Source organism: Rhizobium sp. BK049, assembly GCF_014193135.1.
Lineage (GTDB): Bacteria > Pseudomonadota > Alphaproteobacteria > Rhizobiales > Rhizobiaceae > Rhizobium.
This window is the reverse complement of the sequence record NZ_JACHYV010000004.1, coordinates 55,439-74,061: the sequence shown is the minus strand read 5'-3', so window position 1 is coordinate 74,061 and position 18,623 is coordinate 55,439. Positions and strand designations below refer to the sequence as shown.

The following is an 18,623-nucleotide window of genomic DNA, read 5'->3' as shown; positions in this document are numbered from 1 at the left end:
AAGCATAGAGAGGGAGGCCCAGTTGCACCTGACTTTGGAGTTGTTTGTCCAAACGCCTCAGACATCGATTGATTTCTACCAGCGAGTCCTGGGCTTTGAAGTCGAGGGCTCGGCGAGCACGGAATATACAACGCTGAGAAACGGCGACGCCGTTATCGCGATTAATTCGCGAAGCGTCCTTTCGAGCGATCATCCGTTACGCGGCGAAATTGGCAACAGGGTCGGCCTCAGGGTCGAGATCGTCTTGAAGGTCACTGATGTCGAGGATGCCTATCGCAAGGCGGAAGAGAGCGGCTGGCCGCTTTCCGCCCTCGCCATGCAGCCTTGGGGACTGCGCGATTTTCGCCTTGTCGACCCCGACGGCTATCATGTCAGAGTGACCAGCACCCGCAGGAACGGATCATCATGACGGCTGTGGGCTTCGTGCCAAACGCTGAGCGGCTGCGCTTCGGTGGCGACCAGTTGCAAATCGGTCGGAACAATTGCTGCCGAGCCTCAGGGCGCTCGGATAGGAGGCCTTGAGCCCTTTTCTTTAGTTCCCGCTACTTCACGGTGAAGCAGTTTTATTGCTCAGTTTTCAATTCCAAATTTCAGAAAACAAGCGTATGTTGCGCGGTTAGGATTGCGGTAACCATGCCTTGAGGGGTCGGGGACGATGTGCTGGAATACATCAGGGGCATTCACGCCGGTCGCGCTTGCTTTGCGCGGTCCGGCAACACGCAAGATCGTCCGGACGCTCGGCGATGCGGCACATCTCCTGATCAACGATTGGCCTTCTGATGACGGCGAGGAATACGTCGCTGCCGTAAAAGCCTGTGTCGATGCAATTACCGGCAAAATTAGCCCGGAACGATTCCGCGAGGCGCTTCTGCTTGCAGCCCATGAAGCGGGTATCGCTGCTCTGACAATTGTCCCCCTCGGAGTGACAGAGCGGCGACCGGACCTGCGCTCAGCCGCGCCAAGATAGCCCCTCTTTCAAGCGGCTTCTGTCAGCCTGGCATGCGTCAGATACGACCGCTGCCAAGGCAGGCAAAATTCTCACGAACTGAAAGCATTGCCGTCAATTCTAACCGCGATCTTCACAAATGTCGCTGAAGGTGATGGGAAAAGGGCTCAGTTCCCAAGGGCGGTCAATGCCCTGTGCGACGAGAGACAAGTTGCAAAGATTTCGAACATTCGCGCGCAGACGTTTGCCGCGAAAGACACTGGCGACGGAGGGTTTATGATGGTTGCGGCGAATTTCATCACCTTCAACATCGATGGCGTCGAACCCGAGTTCGGCGCCCCGGAGGCCGCTCGGATCGTCTCCGGCGATCCGCAATTTCGCACCTGGAATCTGGAGGAGATCGACGGCGGTCTTTATTCCGGAATCTGGGAGGCAACACCCGGCAAATGGCGGATCGTCTACGAGGAGTGGGAATATTTCAGCCTGCTGTCAGGCCATTCGATCGTCACGGAGGACGACGGTGAGCCGGTTCATCTCAAGGCGGGTGACCGGATGATCTTGAGACCGGGCTTCAAGGGAACCTGGGAAGTCGTTGAAACGACTCGCAAGGACTATGTGATCAAGGTCTGAACAGCGGCTCAGAGCCGACTCTCACGTTGGCGGGCCTGTCCCGCTTTGCTGCGATTGTGACCCGTTTCTCCTGCAATAACCGCTTCCCCTCCGCCGATAAAAGGCATTTGATGTTGCCTATTAATCGAACCTAAATCGTCAAGTGCTAGACCTTATCTGCAGCGCATTGCGGACATGATGTCTCCTGCCGTCACTATAGACATGGCCTTGAAATTCATCTTTTCGGGATTGGCATGTCGTCGAATCTTGCGGGTAGGCACGTTCGGACCCAAACGTCTTCCATCATTGCGACCACCGTTTTCTTCCTTGTCGTCGCGCTCGTTCTGACCGGCCTCATGGCCCACGTCGTGCTCTCGATGACCCGATCGGCGAACGAAATCGACGATGCCAGGGCCAGTCGCGCCTCACGCGCAGCGATCGCAGCCTTTGTCAGCCGCCTGAGCGCGACGACAACCGACAACGCCGTATGGGATGATGCCTATAAGGCGATCGCAACTCCCGGAGCCGCGGATTGGGCTTATGAGAACTGGGGAAAGACCAGCGAGGATTACCCGCTCTATGACGGTGCCATCGTGACCGGTCCCGATCGCTCGTCGATCGTCTCCGCCTATGCCAAAGGCGAGCCCTTCCAGCCAAGCGCCTTTTTCGGCGAAGCTTTCTACCGGCAGATCAATACGGCCATCGATTTCCCACAGGCGCCGGTGGTCAATTTCATTAAGACGGAAACCGGCATCGCTGTCATCGCATCACAGCCAATCCAGCCTTTCGAGAAAGAAGGCGAGCTTCCGAAGCTCAGCGTGCTGAGCTTTTACAAAGAGTTCAACTCGGACGTTCTCAATACGCTGTCAAACGAACACGAACTCGAGGGCTTGCGCCTTGCTGCAGCGCCCGAGCCAGGTCTGCTCAACACGCCGATCACGGACATGAAGGGCGGTGTCATTGGCCATCTCGTCTGGCCGAGCAAAGCGCCGGGAAGCGCTGTGTTCCAACAGGTCTATCCCTTTGTTGCTGCCGCTACCATCATCCTCGTGCTATTCCTGGCCGGCGTTCTGCTGGTGGGCGCATCCGAGGCGCGGCGTCTGCGTCAACTGGCGCAGGCAGCGATTTTCGAAGCCAATCACGATAGTCTGAGCGGCCTCCTGAACAGGCATGGGCTTCTCTGCATGTTGGAAGACCTCGAAGGCTCGGACCTTTCACTGCCCAGGCTCTATCTGGTCGATCTCGATGGGTTCAAGGCGGTCAATGACGCCTGGGGCCATGCGGTAGGGGATGATTTGATACGGATGGTCTCTAAGGCGCTGATCGCCTGTCATCCCGAAGTCGTTGCTGCGGCTCGGTTAGGGGGGGACGAGTTCGCTCTTGTCCAGATCGGCACTGCTCCGCGTCACGAGATAGAAGACACGATTTTGGCGCTTTTTGCCGAACCCTTCAAAATTGAAGGGCGAACGATCGAGGTTGGAGCGAGCATCGGCGCTGCTGCCCGTGACGAAGACATTGAGCCGCTGGAGCTTTTGCGCAGGGCTGATATGGCGCTCTACCGCGCCAAGGAAAATGGCAAAGGCCGGGCGATCGAATATGACCCCGAACTGGATCGGGAGCGCCAAAGGATCGCCGAACTGGAAGCTCTGTTGAAGAGTGCGATCAGCAATGGCGCGATCGAAGCCGTATTCCAGCCTCTCGTTTCTGCGACGACCGGCGCGGTGACCGGTCTTGAAGCGCTCGCCCGCTGGCGGACTGCGACCGGAAATATCAGTCCGGAAATTTTCATTCCCCTTGCCGAAAGATGCGGCCTCATCGATGCGCTCGGCAGTCATATGCTGAAAACATCGATCGAGCACGCCAGAAATTGGCCAGGTATGGCCCTGTCCGTCAACGTCTCGCCGGTTCAGCTCTGCAATCCGGAATTTGCCGCCGACGTGATCTCCCTCCTGCAGGAACTCGATTTCGATCCGAGGCGGCTGACGTTGGAAATCACCGAAGGCGTCCTCATGACCAATCCGGATCAGGCGCGTCGGTCGATAGATCACCTCAAAAAGGTCGGTATCAAATTCGCGCTCGACGACTTCGGCTGCGGCTATGCAAGCATCGGCGCATTGCGGCAGTTCGGCTTTGATCGGATGAAGATCGACCGCTCGCTGGTCTCCGCTCTCGACCAGGCCTCGAATGGCGCCGATGTTCTCAAGGCGACCATCTCTTTGGCGACCGCTCTGCAGATTCCCGTTACGGCGGAGGGCATCGAGAATAGCCGTCAGGCGGCGATCTTGCGGGAGGCCGGCTGTGACCAGCTGCAAGGCTATTTGATCGGAAAACCGATGTCGGCGCTCGACATATCCAGCAGGCTTCAAGAACAGGCAGCGTAATGCCGCGAGATCGCGGCAGCAGGCTGGGCGGAACTTCGGCCGATCTGGGATACTGTGCCGATCACCACCGGAGATCCAGGCGGTCGAGCCCGTGGAAATGATAGACGTCCTTGACGAGGGGCGTCTTTGCCAGCCTGAGGCCGGGAAGCCGTTCGAACAGGATCGGCACCGCGACGTTAAGTTCCAGCCGCGCCAATGGCGCGCCGATGCAGAAATGGATGCCGGCGCCGAAGGAGAGGTTCGGCGCCTCGTTGCGGTCGGGCCGGAAGGCGAGGGGATCGGTGAATTTCGCCGGGTCGAGATTGGCGGCGGCGAGGATGAGGCTTACCTTGTCGCCGCGCTGGAAGGAGACGCCATCGATCTCCGCGGGCTCGAGCGCCCAGCGCTGGAAGATGTGGACGGGCGCGCAGATGCGCAGGGTCTCCTCGATGGTGCGCTCCGTCGCCGCATCGTCCCGGAAGAGTTCTGCCGGATCTCGACCGCTGTTGAGGATGGTGTGCACGGAGTTGCCGATCTGGTGCACGGTCGCTTCATGGCCGGCATTGAGCAACACGATCGTCGTTGAAATGAGTTCTTCTTCAGTGAGATACTGGCCCTTGTGCTCCGTGCGGATCATGTGGGTCAGCAGGTCATCGCGAGGCTCTGCCCGGCGTTCGGCGATTGCCCCTCTGACATAGTCGGAAAATTCTCTGGCCGCCCGTTCGGCCTCTTCTTCTTGCTGGCGTGTGCGGCCGAACATGTACATGCGCACATAGGCATGCGACCAGGCGAGCAACTGCGGCCCCATATCGTCGGGGATGCCGATCATGCGGGCAATCATCGTCACCGGGATGATGTCGGCAAAAGCCGAGAGCAGCTCGACTTCGCGCTTCTCCGCAAAGCCGTCGATCAGCCGATTGGCAAGCTCGACAAGCTCCGGCTTCATCTTCTCGACATGACGGGAGACAAAGGCGCGGTTGACGAGCGTGCGCAGACGCGTGTGCTCCGGCGGTTCCAGCTCGAGCAGGGAGTAACGTTCCGAGAGATCGAAACTTTCAAGATGCGGCATCGGCTCGGCGAGGCCTAGCTCCTCCCGGCTGGCGATATGGAGGATCTGCCGGCCGAAGCGGCGGTCGCGCAACAGTCCGTTCACATGGTCGTAGCCGGTGAAGAACCACTGTTTCTGCTCCTCCCAGTAAAAGGTCGGGCAGTGGGCGTGAAGAGCCGCATAGACGGCGTTCGGATTGCCATAGAAGGCCGGGTTGCGAGCATCCAGCGAGACATGGCGGCTGGCGCGATCGATCGAGAGAAAGGGCGGTATGGTCATGCGTTGAGGCTTAACGGATTTCTCCGACCTGTAAAAGATGCGGGAGAGAAAGGCCGGCGGAAGCCGGGCACGCCCGATCAGACGCGCTGACCATATCGAGATTTTTGTATAAGCCTGGGGAATGAATCTGTTTCAGACTTGCGGCTAACCGGCCCGTGACAGCGTGCCCATGCGTCGCAGCGCCTCGACCTGGTCGTCGACCGTGGGCACGAGTTCGCCAGCGGTGGTGCTCGGCGTGGCTGGCGCTGGAGCCGCCGCTTCCTCTTCGCCGAAGGTGACCGTGCAATTGCGGCCGGCGGCCTTGGCCGCATAGAGAGCCCGGTCGGCGGCTGAGATCAGTTTGTCGATATTGGCTTCGATCGAGGAGGCGAGCGCGATGCCGATGCTCACCGTGACCGGAACGATTGCTTCGCCAGTGCTGACGGGAAGGCGGCAGAATTCGGTACGGATCGCTTCGGCGATCGCCTCGGCTTCCGTCTGATCCGCGACGGCTGCGAAGGCGGCGAATTCTTCCCCGCCCATGCGGCCGAAGATGTTGTTTGGAATATATTGCCGGGCCATGCGCGCGAAGGCGGTGAGCACCGCGTCGCCGGATTGATGGCCGAAACGGTCGTTGACGCGCTTGAAATGATCGAGGTCGAAAAGGATCACCGCGACCTCCCGCTGCTCGCTATGGGCTCTCTCCTGGATTGACTCGAAATAGCCGAGCAGGCCACGGCGGTTGAGCACGCCGGTCAGGGAATCGGTCAGCGTCATGGCGCGCAGATGCCGTTCGGAGCGCTCCATCACCAGTCGACAGGTAAGCGCGAAGGCGATGGTGAGCAGGAAGGCGCTTGCCATGGCCGAGACGCCGCCGAGATTAGTTGCCTCGATATCGCTCGGCAGCGTAACCGCCATCGTCAGCGCCGAGCCGAAACACAGGCAGCCCTGGATGACGAACACTCCCATAAGCTTAGTGCGGGTGCGCTCACGGCGGATGTCGCCGGCGGCCACCGCCATGGCCAATGCCGTGGCGCCCGTCGCCGAAGCGAGATTATAGAGCACGACGCGGTTGGAATAATCAGTGTTGACCCAGGGCAGAAAGACCCCGGCCAGCCAGATTGCCGGCGGCAGCAGAGCCCACCATTCCATCTTCTTGCGGTCGAGTGCGAGAAAACCCGCCACCCAGGCGCTCTGGCCGAGCAGCGCGATGGCATTGCCCACCTCGATGGAAAACAGGCTGGGGATTTCGCTGCGCAGCGAGATCATCGCAAAGCCTATGGCAGTCAGAAAGAAGCCCAGGCCCCAATAGAGATAGGCTTCATTTCTGACATTGTGGCGCCAGGCGACGAAGAGCACCAGAGCGAGTGTCATGGCCTCCGAACACCAGATGGCGAGACCTGTAGCGATATTGAACACGGCAGCAACCCCTTGCCCGTCGACCTTGTCTGTTGGCCCGCATTCTTGCGGAGGAAGCTCGCCACTTCCTTAATGTCGTTGCACTGCGGCATGATTTTCGGCCGGTATCTGGCGATAGGCTTTCCGTTGGGTAAACGTGCTTGAGCGCTGTCGAATGGAGTTCCTTCATTCTGTCATGGAGAAAAGCGAGGGGAGACGACATCGAGGGCTCGCGGCCGACAGGAGTTTGCGAGAAAGAGGCTGTCGGCGCCCAAGCCCTGGGGCCCTGCCCCGTCTTCTTAACGTTATCCCAATGCGTGTCTTGAAGAGGAGGGCAGGGACACTCTATGTAGGGATAAGACATTTTCTTTGATTCCCGGCGTGCCGGCATGACGTTGACAAAGGACGCACATGAGAAACCCAGTTGATACCGCAATGGCCCTCGTGCCGATGGTCGTCGAACAGACCAACCGCGGTGAACGCTCCTACGACATCTATTCCCGTCTGTTGAAGGAACGCATCATCTTCCTGACCGGCGCCGTCGAGGATCACATGGCGACGCTCGTCTGCGCCCAGCTTCTCTTCCTCGAGGCGGAAAACCCGAAGAAGGAAATCGCTCTCTACATCAATTCTCCCGGTGGCGTCGTCACCGCGGGCATGGCGATCTACGACACTATGCAGTTTATCAAACCGGCGGTTTCGACGCTCTGCATCGGCCAGGCCGCGTCCATGGGTTCGCTGCTGCTGGCGGCCGGCCATAAAGACATGCGCTTCGCCACGCCGAATTCCCGCATCATGGTTCACCAGCCCTCGGGCGGCTTCCAGGGCCAGGCCTCGGACATCGAGCGCCACGCCCGCGACATCCTAAAGATGAAGCGCCGGCTGAACGAGGTCTATGTCAAGCACACCGGCCGCAGCTACGAGGAAGTTGAAAAGACGCTCGATCGTGACCATTTCATGGATGCGGACGAGGCCCAGGGCTGGGGCGTCATCGACAAGGTTCTGACATCACGCCTCGAGATGGAAGGCGAGCAGGCCTAGTAATTAATTGGGATGGTGTTTTCCTCGCCACAGTTCTATCTCATTTGTGATCGAACAAGGCTTTCAACTGGCGACGAAGACGCTAATAGTAACTATTAATGCTATGTTGAATTTTTATGACATAGCATTTGGCATTCGAAGGGGAATTCGTTGCCACCGGAACCCTGACATGGTTGATTGGGACCGGTTTGTAGCCCCTGAAGCCCTTCTCGGCAAAGGCTCCGGAAACGGAGTGCCGCCAGGAGCTGATAGAGTGGACCGCGATTTCGCCTTGAAATGCGGCGTGCTGGAAGGAAAGTGATATGAGCAAGGTCAGCGGCAGCAACGGCGGCGACTCCAAGAACACCCTCTATTGTTCGTTCTGCGGAAAGAGCCAGCACGAAGTCCGGAAACTGATTGCCGGACCGACCGTCTTCATCTGCGATGAATGCGTCGAATTGTGCATGGACATTATCCGCGAGGAGAACAAGTCCTCGATGGTCAAGTCCCGCGACGGCGTCCCGACGCCTCAGGACATCATCAAGGTCCTCGATGAATACGTCATCGGCCAGCGGCAGGCGAAGAAGATCCTGTCGGTCGCCGTTCACAACCATTACAAGCGCCTGGCGCACGCCTCCAAGAACGGCGAAGTCGAGCTGGCGAAGTCCAACATCATGCTCGTCGGACCCACAGGCTGCGGCAAGACCTATCTGGCCCAGACGCTCGCCCGCATCATCGACGTTCCCTTCACCATGGCGGATGCGACGACGCTGACAGAAGCAGGCTATGTCGGCGAGGATGTCGAAAACATCATTCTGAAGCTCCTCCAGGCGGCCGACTACAACGTCGAACGCGCGCAGCGCGGCATCGTCTACATCGACGAAGTCGACAAGATTTCGCGCAAGTCCGACAATCCGTCGATCACCCGCGACGTCTCGGGCGAGGGCGTGCAGCAGGCGCTCTTGAAGATCATGGAAGGCACGGTCGCTTCCGTTCCGCCGCAGGGCGGCCGCAAGCACCCGCAGCAGGAATTCCTGCAGGTCGACACGACGAACATCCTGTTCATCTGCGGCGGCGCCTTCGCCGGCCTCGACAAGATCATCTCCGCCCGCGGCGAGAAGACTTCGATCGGCTTCGGCGCGACTGTGAAAGCTCAGGACGATCGCCGCGTCGGCGAAGTCCTGCGCGAACTGGAGCCGGAAGATCTGGTCAAGTTCGGCCTCATTCCCGAGTTCATCGGCCGTCTGCCGGTTTTGGCGACGCTCGAGGATCTCGACGAGGACGCGCTGATCCAGATCCTATCCGAGCCGAAGAACGCGCTGATCAAGCAGTATCAGCGGCTGTTCGAGATGGAAGATGTGGAACTCACCTTCCACGAGGATGCATTGCGTGAAATCGCCCGCAAGGCGATCGTGCGCAAGACCGGCGCCCGCGGCCTTCGTTCGATCATGGAGAAGATCCTGCTCGACACGATGTTCGAACTGCCGACGCTGGAAGGCGTGCGCGAGGTGGTCATCTCGGAGGAGGTGGTGCGCGGCTCGGCTCGTCCGCTCTACATCTATGCCGATCGTCAGGAAGAAAAAGCCAACGCTTCCGCGTAATCTTATGGTTTTCGCACCGTTATTTTAAGGGGCTTGCCATGGGCGAGCCCCTTTCTATTTGAAAAACCATGCGAGGCGCTGTTAGTATTTTGCCGGTGGGAACTGGAGCTTGCCTTTGCCGATGTTGCGCAAGGGGCGGTGCTTGCAATGATGCAGTGATTCCGTGAGTGTATTGCTGGCGTTGTATTTAGCCGGGTCGGAAGTGGTAAGCGCCGGTCCAGCCACGCGTTTCATAGTGCTGGTGTTCCGTTGTAACGAAGCTGTCATATACGGGGAACGCGGGCGTTAGCGTGGCTTGAAAAGCATAGTAAGAACCTCCACTTGTAGGCCAAGTGAGAGTGCCGGCCGATCCCAAGCGGCCGTGCAAAGAGCCCGGTAACGGGACGATGGAAAGGATAAAAAATGACGAAGAAAACGTCTGTAGCGAGCAGCACTGCCTACCCTGTTCTGCCTTTGCGTGACATCGTGGTTTTCCCGCATATGATCGTGCCGCTGTTTGTCGGACGGGAAAAGTCGATCCGTGCGCTCGAAGAGGTCATGGGCTCGGACAAGCAGATCATGTTGGTGACGCAGATCAACGCCAGCGACGATGATCCGGACCCTTCGGCGATCCACAATGTCGGCACCGTGGCAAACGTGCTGCAGCTGCTGAAGCTGCCTGATGGCACCGTCAAGGTTCTGGTCGAAGGCCGCGCCCGCGCCGAGATCGACACTTATACGAGCCGTGAGGATTTCTATGAGGCGCTCGGCCATGTGCTCGAGGAGCCCCATGACGATCCTGTCGAACTGGAAGCTTTGTCTCGCTCGGTCGTTTCCGAATTCGAAAGCTATGTGAAGCTGAACAAAAAGATTTCGCCGGAAGTGGTCGGTGCCGCCAGCCAGATCGACGACTATTCCAAGCTCGCCGATACGGTCGCCTCGCATCTGTCGATCAAGATCACCGAGAAGCAGGAGATGCTGGAGACGACGAGCGTCAAGCAGCGTCTCGAAAAGGCTCTCGGCTTCATGGAAGGCGAGATCTCGGTGCTGCAGGTCGAAAAGCGCATCCGCTCGCGCGTCAAGCGCCAGATGGAGAAGACCCAGCGCGAATATTATCTCAATGAGCAGATGAAGGCGATCCAGAAGGAGCTCGGTGACGGCGAGGAAGGCCGCGACGAGATGAGCGAACTGGAAGAGCGCATCTCCAAGACCAAGCTGTCCAAGGAGGCCCGTGAAAAGGCGGAGGCGGAGCTGAAGAAGCTGCGCCAGATGAGCCCGATGTCGGCGGAAGCCACGGTCGTGCGCAATTATCTGGATTGGCTGCTCGGCATTCCGTGGGGCAAGAAGTCGAAGATCAAGGCCGACCTCAACAATGCCGAGAAGATCCTTGAGGCCGATCACTTCGGTCTCGACAAGGTCAAGGAACGCATTGTCGAATATCTCGCCGTGCAGGCTCGCGCCACCAAGATCAAGGGCCCGATCCTCTGCCTCGTCGGCCCTCCGGGCGTCGGCAAGACCTCGCTCGCCCAGTCGATCGCCAAGGCGACCGGCCGTGAGTATGTCCGCATGGCGCTCGGCGGCGTTCGCGACGAAGCCGAAATCCGCGGTCACCGCCGCACCTATATCGGCTCGATGCCCGGCAAGGTCATCCAGTCGATGAAGAAGGCGAAGAAGTCCAACCCGCTCTTCCTGCTCGACGAAATCGACAAGATGGGCATGGATTTCCGTGGCGATCCGTCTTCGGCCCTGCTCGAAGTGCTCGATCCGGCGCAGAACTCGACCTTCATGGACCACTATCTGGAAGTCGAATACGACCTGTCGGATGTGATGTTCATCACGACCGCGAATACGCTGAACATCCCTGCACCGCTGATGGACCGCATGGAGATCATCCGTATCGCCGGCTACACCGAAGATGAAAAGCGCGAGATCGCCAAGCGGCACCTGCTGCCGAAGGCTATCAAGGAACATGCGTTGCAGCCGGAAGAATTCTCGGTCAGCGACGATGCCCTGATGGCGATCAGCCAGCAGTACACCCGCGAAGCCGGTGTCCGCAGCTTCGAACGCGAATTGATGAAGCTCGCCCGCAAGGCGGTCACCGAGATCATCAAGGGCAAGACGAAGTCCGTTCACGTGACGGCCGCCAACATCGCCGACTATCTTGGCGTCCCGCGCTTCCGCCATGGCGAAGCCGAGGGCGAGGATCAGGTCGGCGTCGTGACCGGCCTTGCCTGGACGGAAGTCGGCGGCGAGCTGCTGACCATCGAAGGCGTGATGATGCCGGGCAAGGGCCGCATGACGGTTACCGGCAATCTGAAGGACGTCATGAAGGAATCGATCTCGGCGGCGGCTTCCTACGTCCGCTCGCGCGCTGTCGATTTCGGCATCGAACCGCCGATGTTCGAAAAGAACGACATCCACGTGCACGTGCCGGAAGGTGCGACGCCGAAGGATGGCCCGTCGGCCGGTGTCGCCATGGCAACCGCCATCGTTTCGATCATGACCGGCATCCCGGTCAACAAGCATGTGGCCATGACCGGTGAAATCACCCTTCGCGGCCGGGTGCTGCCGATCGGCGGTCTCAAGGAAAAGCTGCTGGCAGCGCTTCGCGGCGGCATCAAGAAAGTGCTGATTCCGGAAGAAAACGCAAAGGACCTGGCGGAGATTCCGGATAACGTGAAGAACAGTATGGAGATCATCCCGGTCTCGCGGATGGGCGAGGTGATCAAGCATGCGCTGATCCGTCGGCCGGAGCCGATCGAGTGGGATGGCACGGTGGAAACGCCCGTCATCACGTCGGTCGAAGGCCTCGATGATACGGGCGCAACGATCGCGCATTGAGTGGCGTTTGCCACATTTATGCCCGATTGAAGCAAAAGACGCAAAAAGGCTGGCGGAAACGCCAGCCTTTTTTGTGAAAACGTCATGGAGACGCTTGCTTTTCCTTGATTTGCAGGGCTTTTGGGTTCCCGGCGGGCCTGATGAAACCTATTCTGCGCCTAGCTTAGATTTGAGTCGTTTCATACCATTTAGAAAGGGGTGGAAACATGAACAAGAATGAACTCGTGTCCGCAGTGGCCGAAAAGGCAGGACTGACGAAGTCTGACGCGGCTTCCGCTGTTGACGCGGTTTTCGACGTTGTCCAGGCCGAACTCAAGAACAAGGGCGATATCCGCCTCGCTGGTTTCGGCAGCTTCACCGTTTCTCATCGCGCTGCAACAAAGGGCCGCAACCCGTCGACCGGCGCTGAAGTCGATATTCCAGCCCGCAACGTGCCGAAGTTCACGCCCGGCAAGGGCCTGAAGGACGCCGTCAACGGCTGATTTGATCGTCCGGCAGTCGTAAACGAGAACGGCTGAGCAGGATTTCGAGGGGTTCGGCGCTGCCGGACCCCTTTTGTTTTGCCGCTTGCCGTAGGCAGCGCCTTGTTTTACGAACGATGCTGTTCTCAGGGCGGGGTGAATGTCCCCACCGGCGGTAAGGGCTGTGGCCCGAGCCCGCGAGCGCCTTCTCAAGCTTCGGCCGGGGAAGGGGGCAGCAGATCCGGTGCGATTCCGGAGCCGACGGTATAGTCCGGAAGAAAGAGAATGAGCATGGCCGTGAGCGGGCAGGGGACTGCCGGCCTCTGCGCGCCGTCGCCTCATGCGTCCTGATTTATGTTGGTCGCCTGCATAATTCCTTAAATCGGAATCGATTTAAGGATGAACTATGCAGCAATTAAAAGCGCTAGAGCGTCTTTTGCGCGTCTGGAAAGACGCGCGGCGCTGTAGTTCCGGATGGAAGACATGAATCAGAATTCCCTTGCAGTCTCGCAATCTCGCGCCGTTGCCGGCGCTGCTTTCATGGTGCTTGGAGGCGTCGCCTTCTCGCTGCTCAACGTCGTCACCCAGTGGCTGACCATGAAGCTCGCCTTTCCGCCGGCCTCCGCAGCCTTCTGGCAATATTCCTTCGCCTTACTCTTCTCCTTGCCCTTCCTGCGCAAATCAGGCCTTTCGGCCATGCGTACGGACCATCCCTGGCGACACGTCGTGCGCGTCCTCTTTGCCGCGCTTGGTGTCGAGGCCTGGGTTTCCGGTCTTGCCTCAGTGCCGATCTGGCAGGCGATCGCGCTGGTCATGACCTCGCCCTTCTTCATTATCCTCGGTGCCCGCCTGTTCCTCGGTGAGCGCGTCGGCCCGGCCCGCTGGGCAGCGACTGGTGTCGGCTTTGCTGGCGCGATGATCATCCTCCAGCCATGGTCTGATAGTTTCACCTGGGCGGCGCTCCTGCCGGTGCTCTCGGCGCTGCTCTGGGGTGCCTCCTCGCTTATCACCAAGAGCCTGACCGGTATCGAGAGGCCAGAGACCATCACCGTCTGGCTGTTGGTGCTGCTGACGCCGATCAACGGCGGTCTGGCACTTGCGGCGGGCTTCGCCGTACCGACAGGCACGACACTCGCGCTCTTCCTTCTGGCAGGCCTCCTGACGGTCGTGGCGCAATATCTGCTGACCCTAGCCTATGCCAGTGCCGACGCCGCCTATGTCCAGCCATTCGATGATCTGAAGCTGCCGCTGAACGTGCTCGCCGGCTGGTTGTTTTTCGGTTATGCGCCGGCCGGTTATCTCTGGCTGGGCGCCGCGCTCATTCTTTCAGCGTCGCTCTTCATCATGCGAAACGAGATGCGCCGGGAAAGTCGGCCGGCCTGACGCCGATCTCTGAAAACGCGCGGGCTGTCATGTCTCTGTCATGGCAGTCCCGCAAAACCCCTCTGTTCGATCTTTCGACATTGGGGGATTTCATGACAATTTTATCGCGCAAGGCAGCGCTCGCTTCTGTGCTTCTCGCATCCGTTGCCGTCCAGGCCGCGGCCGAACCGGTTTTCAACCGCATCGCCTCCTTCCCGGTCGCCCAGAACCTGCCTGCTGACAAGGACAAGCTTTCGCCGACATCCGCGGAAATCATCACCGCAACCGACGACGGCAACACGCTGATCTATAGCGACAGCCCGCTCGGTGCGATCGGCTTCATCGACATTACCGACGCCAGGGCCCCGAAGGCCGACGGTGCGATGATGATGGACGGCGAACCGACATCGGTCACCTCGAGCGCCGGCAAGGCGCTTGTTGCCGTCAACACTTCCGAAAGCAAGGCCAAACCCTCCGGCCGCCTCGCGATCGTCGACGTGGCGACGAAAAAGATTGAGCACACCTGCGATCTCGGCGGCCAGCCGGATTCGATTGCCCTCAACAAGGACAAGACGCTCGGCGCCATCGCGATCGAAAACGAACGCGACGAAGAGGTCAATGACGGCAAGATCCCGCAGATGCCGGCCGGCGAGCTCGCCGTTTTCCAGGTCAACAACGGCACCGTCGACTGCGGCACCATCAAGCATGTGGCGCTGAATGGTCTCGCCGGTGTTGCCCCTGAAGATCCGGAGCCGGAATTCGTCGCTTTCAACGGCCTGAATGAAATTGCCCTGACGCTGCAGGAAAACAACGGGATCGTCATCATCGACGCCAACACGGCTCAGGAGAAGACCCACTTTACCGCCGGCAGCGTCGATCTCTCCGGCATCGACACGAAGCGCGACGGCGCCCTGAAATTCTCGAGCGAATCGAAGGGCGTGCTGCGCGAGCCGGACGCCGTGAAGTGGCTGGACGACAACCGCCTCGTCGTCGCCAATGAAGGCGACTATCAGGGCGGCTCGCGCGGCTTCACCATCTTCGACAAGACGGGCAAGGTCCTCTACGAATCGGGCGCATCCTTCGAACGCGCCGTCGCCCATATCGGCCATTATCCGGAAAGCCGTTCGGGATCGAAGGGCGTCGAGCCGGAAGGTCTCGAAGCCGCCAAGTTCGGCGATGACCAGTATTTCTTCCTGCTTGCCGAGCGCGCCTCGGTCGTCGGCGTGTATAAGGATACCGGCGCCGACCCCGAACTCGTGCAGCTTCTGCCGTCGGGCATTTCGCCGGAAGGCGGGATCGCTATCCCCCAGCGTAATCTCTTTGCGACCGCAAATGAACTCGATCTCGGCAAGGGCGGCGGAGTGCGCTCGCACGTAATGATCTACGAGCGCTCGGAAGGCGAAAAAGCCTATCCACAGATCGTCTCCGCCGAGAAGGACGGCAATCCGATCGGTTTCGCAGCGCTTTCGGGTCTCGCCGCCGTTCCCGGCAAATCGGGCATGCTCTACGCCGTCAGCGACAGCTTTCTGGGCTCGCAGCCGACGATCTACACGATCGACGCAACCAAGAAGCCGGCCGTCATCACCGACGCCCTCGTCGTCAAGCGTGACGGCGCTCCGGCCCAGAAGCTCGACATCGAAGGCATCGCGGTAGCAGCCGACGGCTCCTTCTGGCTCGCCTCGGAAGGAAACAGCGAGCGCCTCGTCCCGCATGCGCTCTACAACGTCAATGCCAAGGGCGACATCAAGGCCGAGATTGCTCTGCCTAGGGAACTCGCCGCCAACGAAATTCGCTACGGCTTCGAGGGTGTCACCATTGTCGGCACCGGCGACGATGCCACGTTGTGGATGGTCGTCCAGCGCACAGTGGAGTGACGACGAGAAGGGCTTCGTCAAGCTCGTCTCCTACAATCCGAAGAAAAAGGAATGGGGCGCCGAGCGCTATCCGCTCGACAAGACGGAAAGCGGCTGGGTCGGCCTGTCTGAGATCTCCGCCCACGGCGACAACGTTTACATCATCGAGCGCGACAACCTCGTCGGCGACGCCGCCAGGCTGAAGAAGCTTTACAAGGTGGCGATCTCGGAACTGAAGCCAGCCAAGCTCGGGGCCGAACTGCCGGTCGTGAAGAAGACCGAAGCACAAGACTTCCTCGACGAACTCAAGACCGTGACGAACGGCTATGTGCTCGACAAGCTCGAAGGCTTCACCTTCGACGCCTCCGGCAAGCCTTACGCTGTCACCGATAATGACGGTGTGAGCGACTCTTCCGGCGAGACCTTGTTCTTTCCGGTGGAGCTGAGTGCCACGAACTGAAAGCTGCCCCTCACCCTAACCCTCTCCCCGTTAAAACGGGGCGAGGGGACGTGCCAAGCGCAACGTCGAGGTGAAGGAAGCACGTGCGGCATATCCCTTCGCCCCGCTCGCGGGGGTCCGGAGGACGGGTCGAAACCGGTGGCGCGACCCCGGTCGGTGGCGGCAGACAGATGAGGGGCCGCTCTCGGCTCGCTGCAGCCTTCAATAAAAGCGACTCGCTCCAGCCTTACCAGCGCTGATGCACATGCGGCGCGATCAGCCGATTGTATATCTCGCGCGTCCCCACCATGAGCTCGGGCGAGAGCGGCGCGAGATCGGCTGCGGCCGCATTGGCTCTCGCCTGTTCGGCATTGCGGGCGCCGGGGATGACGACAGTAACGGCTTCAGCCATCAGGATCCAACGCAGCGCGAAGGCGGCCATAGTGACGCCGGCCGGCACCAGCTTGCGCACTTCCTCGACCGCCTGCAGCCCGACCTCGAAAGGTACGCCGGCAAAGGTCTCGCCGACGTCGAAAGCTTCGCCGTGGCGGTTGAAATTGCGATGGTCGTCGCTGGCAAACTGCGTCTCGCGGCTGATCTTGCCGGAGAGAAGACCACTTGCCAGCGGCACGCGCGCAATGATCGCCACATTCCTGCGACGTGCTTCCTCGAAGAACAGATGGTCGGGGCGCTGACGGAAAATGTTGTAGATGATCTGGACGCTGACGACGCCGGGATATTCGATCGCCTTCAGCCCGTCCTCGACTTTTTCGACGCTAACGCCATAACCCTTGATCTTTCCGGCCTTCTGCAGCGCGTCGAGGCCCTCGAAGACCTCAGGGAGGTAAAGCACCTCGCGCGGCGGGCAGTGCAACTGCACGAGATCGAGGCTGTCGACCGCGAGGTATTTGAGGCTGCGGTCGATGAAGCCTTCGAGATTGGCCTTGGTATATCCTTCCGCGACATGTGGGTTGAGGCGGCGGCCTACCTTGGTTGCGACCATCGGGCGCTCGCCGCCGCGCGTCTTCAGGACATCGGCAATGATCTTTTCCGAGCGGCCGTCGCCGTAAACATCCGCCGTGTCGACGAACGTCATACCGGCATCGAGCGCGGCGTTCAGCGCCGCCCGCCCATCCGCCTCGCTGATATCGCCCCAGGAGCCGCCGATTTGCCAGGCGCCGAAGCCGACATTGGTAACGGTGAACGGCATGCGGCCAAACGCATGGTGTTTCATGAACATCTCCCTAGGTTATGAACGCTTTGGCCTATCAGGCGGGCAACTGCGCGGCAATTGCCGATCTGGTCTTGATCGGTCGCCTCGATCAAATATCGTCGCACCGTAAAGCTTCAACAGCATGGATGGAAAGGAACGATCATGGAGATCAAACCCGCTGGCTCCAGCCCCTCGACGAAGCCGCCGGCCGACTATTTTACCGGCGCCGTTCGGCAGGATCCGTTGATCGAGCCGCCGACGCCGGCAAGGGTGAAGGCAACCTCCGTCACTTTCGAACCCGGAGCCCGCACCGCCTGGCACACGCATCCGCTCGGCCAGACGCTGATCGTCACCTCAGGCAAGGGCCTTGCCCAGAGCTGGGGCGGGGAGATTCGCGAGATTCGCGCCGGCGACACCGTCTGGTTTGCGCCGGGCGAAAAACACTGGCACGGCGCCGGCCCGGACACGGCGATGACGCATATTGCCATTCACGAGGCATTGGACGGCAGCCATGTCGACTGGATGGAAAAGGTCAGCGACGAACAATATTCCGGCAAGGCGTGAACTGATCAAAGGCGCTTCAGGCAATAGGAAAAATGCGCGTGTGATTCGACCGTCAGGAATTCGAATTGCCAGCCATAATCCTTGCAGAATTTCGTAACCGCCTCGACGACACCGTAGACGATCGGTTTGACGGTGTTGCCGGTGCAGAAATCATGGCCGGCAATGCGTCCTGTGCGCTTCACCTTCCTCTCGCAGAGCAGGAGCTCCTGCCAGGTGAGCTCGAAAGAATGATCGGTGTCGATATAGGCCCAGTCGAGGAAGTCATCCTCGAATTCGGCGAGCTTGTCGAGCGATGTGCCTTGCATCAGGTGCAGCCGGCCAGCCTCGATCTCGGCCGCGAAATTCGTGTGAATCGCGTCGAGCCCGGAGCTGTAGCGATCCATCGACCAGGGATCGATGAGATAAAGCTGGGCCGGGCGATTCTTTTCCAGGATCTCCGCCGTATACTCGCCGAAGGCCGCCCCCACCTCGACGCCGATGCCGCCATTCGGGATCCGGTAGAGCAGTTCGCCCCGATCCGGCAGCAGCCGGGCGTTTTCTATATGATGGGCGCTGAGCGGGGTGCGCGGCATGCTCGCCCGCAACGCCTGCCTTTCTTCACGTGTCTTCATCTTTGATCTCGGGATTGGGGCCGGCTGACGGCCCTTGTGCGGTTCGAGGGGAACGTAGGA

At 59.9% G+C, this 18,623-nt stretch carries 14 protein-coding genes, 1 pseudogene and 1 riboswitch; of the genes and pseudogenes, 11 read left to right on the top strand and 4 right to left on the bottom strand.

Going from position 1 to position 18,623, the window contains the following annotated elements:
- The first annotated feature begins 22 nt into the window (after positions 1-22).
- From FHT70_RS05550 to FHT70_RS05535, 4 genes are all read left to right on the top strand, one after another.
- Positions 23-409 carry a VOC family protein gene (locus tag FHT70_RS05550; protein ID WP_183699465.1) on the top strand — a complete coding sequence of 129 codons (387 nt, stop codon included), beginning with the start codon at positions 23-25 and terminating at the stop codon, positions 407-409.
- Between the two features lie 246 nt (positions 410-655).
- The gene (locus tag FHT70_RS05545) at positions 656-967 is read left to right on the top strand and encodes a DUF982 domain-containing protein (RefSeq protein WP_097598381.1); all 312 of its coding nucleotides are present in this window, start codon (positions 656-658) and stop codon (positions 965-967) included.
- Between the two features lie 255 nt (positions 968-1,222).
- Positions 1,223-1,576, top strand: a complete 354-nt coding sequence (locus tag FHT70_RS05540) for a cupin domain-containing protein (protein WP_097598380.1) — start codon at positions 1,223-1,225, stop codon at positions 1,574-1,576.
- A 233-nt stretch (positions 1,577-1,809) separates the two neighbouring features.
- Positions 1,810-3,936, top strand: a complete 2,127-nt coding sequence (locus FHT70_RS05535; RefSeq protein WP_183699462.1) for an EAL domain-containing protein — start codon at positions 1,810-1,812, stop codon at positions 3,934-3,936.
- A 61-nt stretch (positions 3,937-3,997) separates the two neighbouring features.
- Here the strand turns inward: FHT70_RS05535 and FHT70_RS05530 are convergent, their stop codons facing one another.
- Together FHT70_RS05530 and FHT70_RS05525 are read right to left on the bottom strand one after the other, a co-directional pair.
- The gene (locus tag FHT70_RS05530) at positions 3,998-5,242 is read right to left on the bottom strand and encodes a cytochrome P450 (RefSeq protein WP_183699460.1); all 1,245 of its coding nucleotides are present in this window, start codon (positions 5,240-5,242) and stop codon (positions 3,998-4,000) included.
- Positions 5,243-5,386: 144 nt separating this feature from the next.
- Positions 5,387-6,640 (bottom strand): GGDEF domain-containing protein, encoded by a 1,254-nt coding sequence (locus FHT70_RS05525; protein WP_183699458.1) that lies wholly within the window; start codon positions 6,638-6,640, stop codon positions 5,387-5,389.
- Positions 6,641-7,030: 390 nt separating this feature from the next.
- Here FHT70_RS05525 and clpP point away from each other — a divergent pair, with 390 nt between their 5' ends.
- From clpP to FHT70_RS05495, 6 genes and pseudogenes are all read left to right on the top strand, one after another.
- Positions 7,031-7,660 (top strand): ATP-dependent Clp endopeptidase proteolytic subunit ClpP, encoded by a 630-nt coding sequence (gene clpP / locus FHT70_RS05520; protein ID WP_038688182.1) that lies wholly within the window; start codon positions 7,031-7,033, stop codon positions 7,658-7,660.
- Positions 7,661-7,962: 302 nt separating this feature from the next.
- Positions 7,963-9,240 (top strand): ATP-dependent Clp protease ATP-binding subunit ClpX, encoded by a 1,278-nt coding sequence (gene clpX, locus FHT70_RS05515; protein ID WP_004680013.1) that lies wholly within the window; start codon positions 7,963-7,965, stop codon positions 9,238-9,240.
- Positions 9,241-9,642: 402 nt separating this feature from the next.
- Positions 9,643-12,060, top strand: a complete 2,418-nt coding sequence (gene lon, locus FHT70_RS05510; RefSeq protein ID WP_085777766.1) for an endopeptidase La — start codon at positions 9,643-9,645, stop codon at positions 12,058-12,060.
- A 206-nt stretch (positions 12,061-12,266) separates the two neighbouring features.
- Positions 12,267-12,542: a DNA-binding protein HupB gene (hupB, locus tag FHT70_RS05505; protein WP_003558438.1), complete on the top strand. Its 276-nt coding sequence runs from the start codon at positions 12,267-12,269 to the stop codon at positions 12,540-12,542.
- A 117-nt stretch (positions 12,543-12,659) separates the two neighbouring features.
- Positions 12,660-12,812: riboswitch (FMN riboswitch) on the top strand.
- A 192-nt stretch (positions 12,813-13,004) separates the two neighbouring features.
- Positions 13,005-13,904 carry a DMT family transporter gene (locus FHT70_RS05500; RefSeq protein ID WP_183699456.1) on the top strand — a complete coding sequence of 300 codons (900 nt, stop codon included), beginning with the start codon at positions 13,005-13,007 and terminating at the stop codon, positions 13,902-13,904.
- 92 nt (positions 13,905-13,996) lie between these two features.
- Positions 13,997-16,196, top strand: a pseudogene (locus FHT70_RS05495) (esterase-like activity of phytase family protein).
- A gap of 226 nt (positions 16,197-16,422) precedes the next feature.
- On the opposite strand, the gene FHT70_RS05490 reads toward FHT70_RS05495, so the two are convergent.
- The gene (locus FHT70_RS05490; RefSeq protein ID WP_183699454.1) at positions 16,423-17,409 is read right to left on the bottom strand and encodes an aldo/keto reductase; all 987 of its coding nucleotides are present in this window, start codon (positions 17,407-17,409) and stop codon (positions 16,423-16,425) included.
- A gap of 141 nt (positions 17,410-17,550) precedes the next feature.
- On the opposite strand from FHT70_RS05490, the gene FHT70_RS05485 reads away from it, so the two are divergent.
- Positions 17,551-17,952, top strand: coding sequence for a cupin domain-containing protein (locus FHT70_RS05485; protein WP_097598375.1), 402 nt, complete (start codon positions 17,551-17,553; stop codon positions 17,950-17,952).
- Between the two features lie 5 nt (positions 17,953-17,957).
- Here the strand turns inward: FHT70_RS05485 and FHT70_RS05480 are convergent, their stop codons facing one another.
- Positions 17,958-18,563 (bottom strand): class I SAM-dependent methyltransferase, encoded by a 606-nt coding sequence (locus FHT70_RS05480; protein WP_085777769.1) that lies wholly within the window; start codon positions 18,561-18,563, stop codon positions 17,958-17,960.
- Positions 18,564-18,623: the final 60 nt, after the last annotated feature.

Excerpts from the sequence above, each read along its gene's own strand:
- FHT70_RS05545 (WP_097598381.1), top strand. The coding sequence starts at position 656 with ATGTGCTGGAATACATCAGGGGCATTCACGCCGGTCGCGCTTGCTTTG.
- FHT70_RS05540 (WP_097598380.1), top strand. The coding sequence starts at position 1,223 with ATGATGGTTGCGGCGAATTTCATCACCTTCAACATCGATGGCGTCGAA.
- FHT70_RS05535 (WP_183699462.1), top strand. The coding sequence starts at position 1,810 with ATGTCGTCGAATCTTGCGGGTAGGCACGTTCGGACCCAAACGTCTTCC.
- FHT70_RS05530 (WP_183699460.1), bottom strand. The coding sequence starts at position 5,242 with ATGACCATACCGCCCTTTCTCTCGATCGATCGCGCCAGCCGCCATGTC.
- clpP (WP_038688182.1), top strand. The coding sequence starts at position 7,031 with ATGAGAAACCCAGTTGATACCGCAATGGCCCTCGTGCCGATGGTCGTC.
- clpX (WP_004680013.1), top strand. The coding sequence starts at position 7,963 with ATGAGCAAGGTCAGCGGCAGCAACGGCGGCGACTCCAAGAACACCCTC.
- lon (WP_085777766.1), top strand. The coding sequence starts at position 9,643 with ATGACGAAGAAAACGTCTGTAGCGAGCAGCACTGCCTACCCTGTTCTG.
- hupB (WP_003558438.1), top strand. The coding sequence starts at position 12,267 with ATGAACAAGAATGAACTCGTGTCCGCAGTGGCCGAAAAGGCAGGACTG.
- FHT70_RS05500 (WP_183699456.1), top strand. The coding sequence starts at position 13,005 with ATGAATCAGAATTCCCTTGCAGTCTCGCAATCTCGCGCCGTTGCCGGC.
- FHT70_RS05490 (WP_183699454.1), bottom strand. The coding sequence starts at position 17,409 with ATGAAACACCATGCGTTTGGCCGCATGCCGTTCACCGTTACCAATGTC.
- FHT70_RS05485 (WP_097598375.1), top strand. The coding sequence starts at position 17,551 with ATGGAGATCAAACCCGCTGGCTCCAGCCCCTCGACGAAGCCGCCGGCC.
- FHT70_RS05480 (WP_085777769.1), bottom strand. The coding sequence starts at position 18,563 with ATGAAGACACGTGAAGAAAGGCAGGCGTTGCGGGCGAGCATGCCGCGC.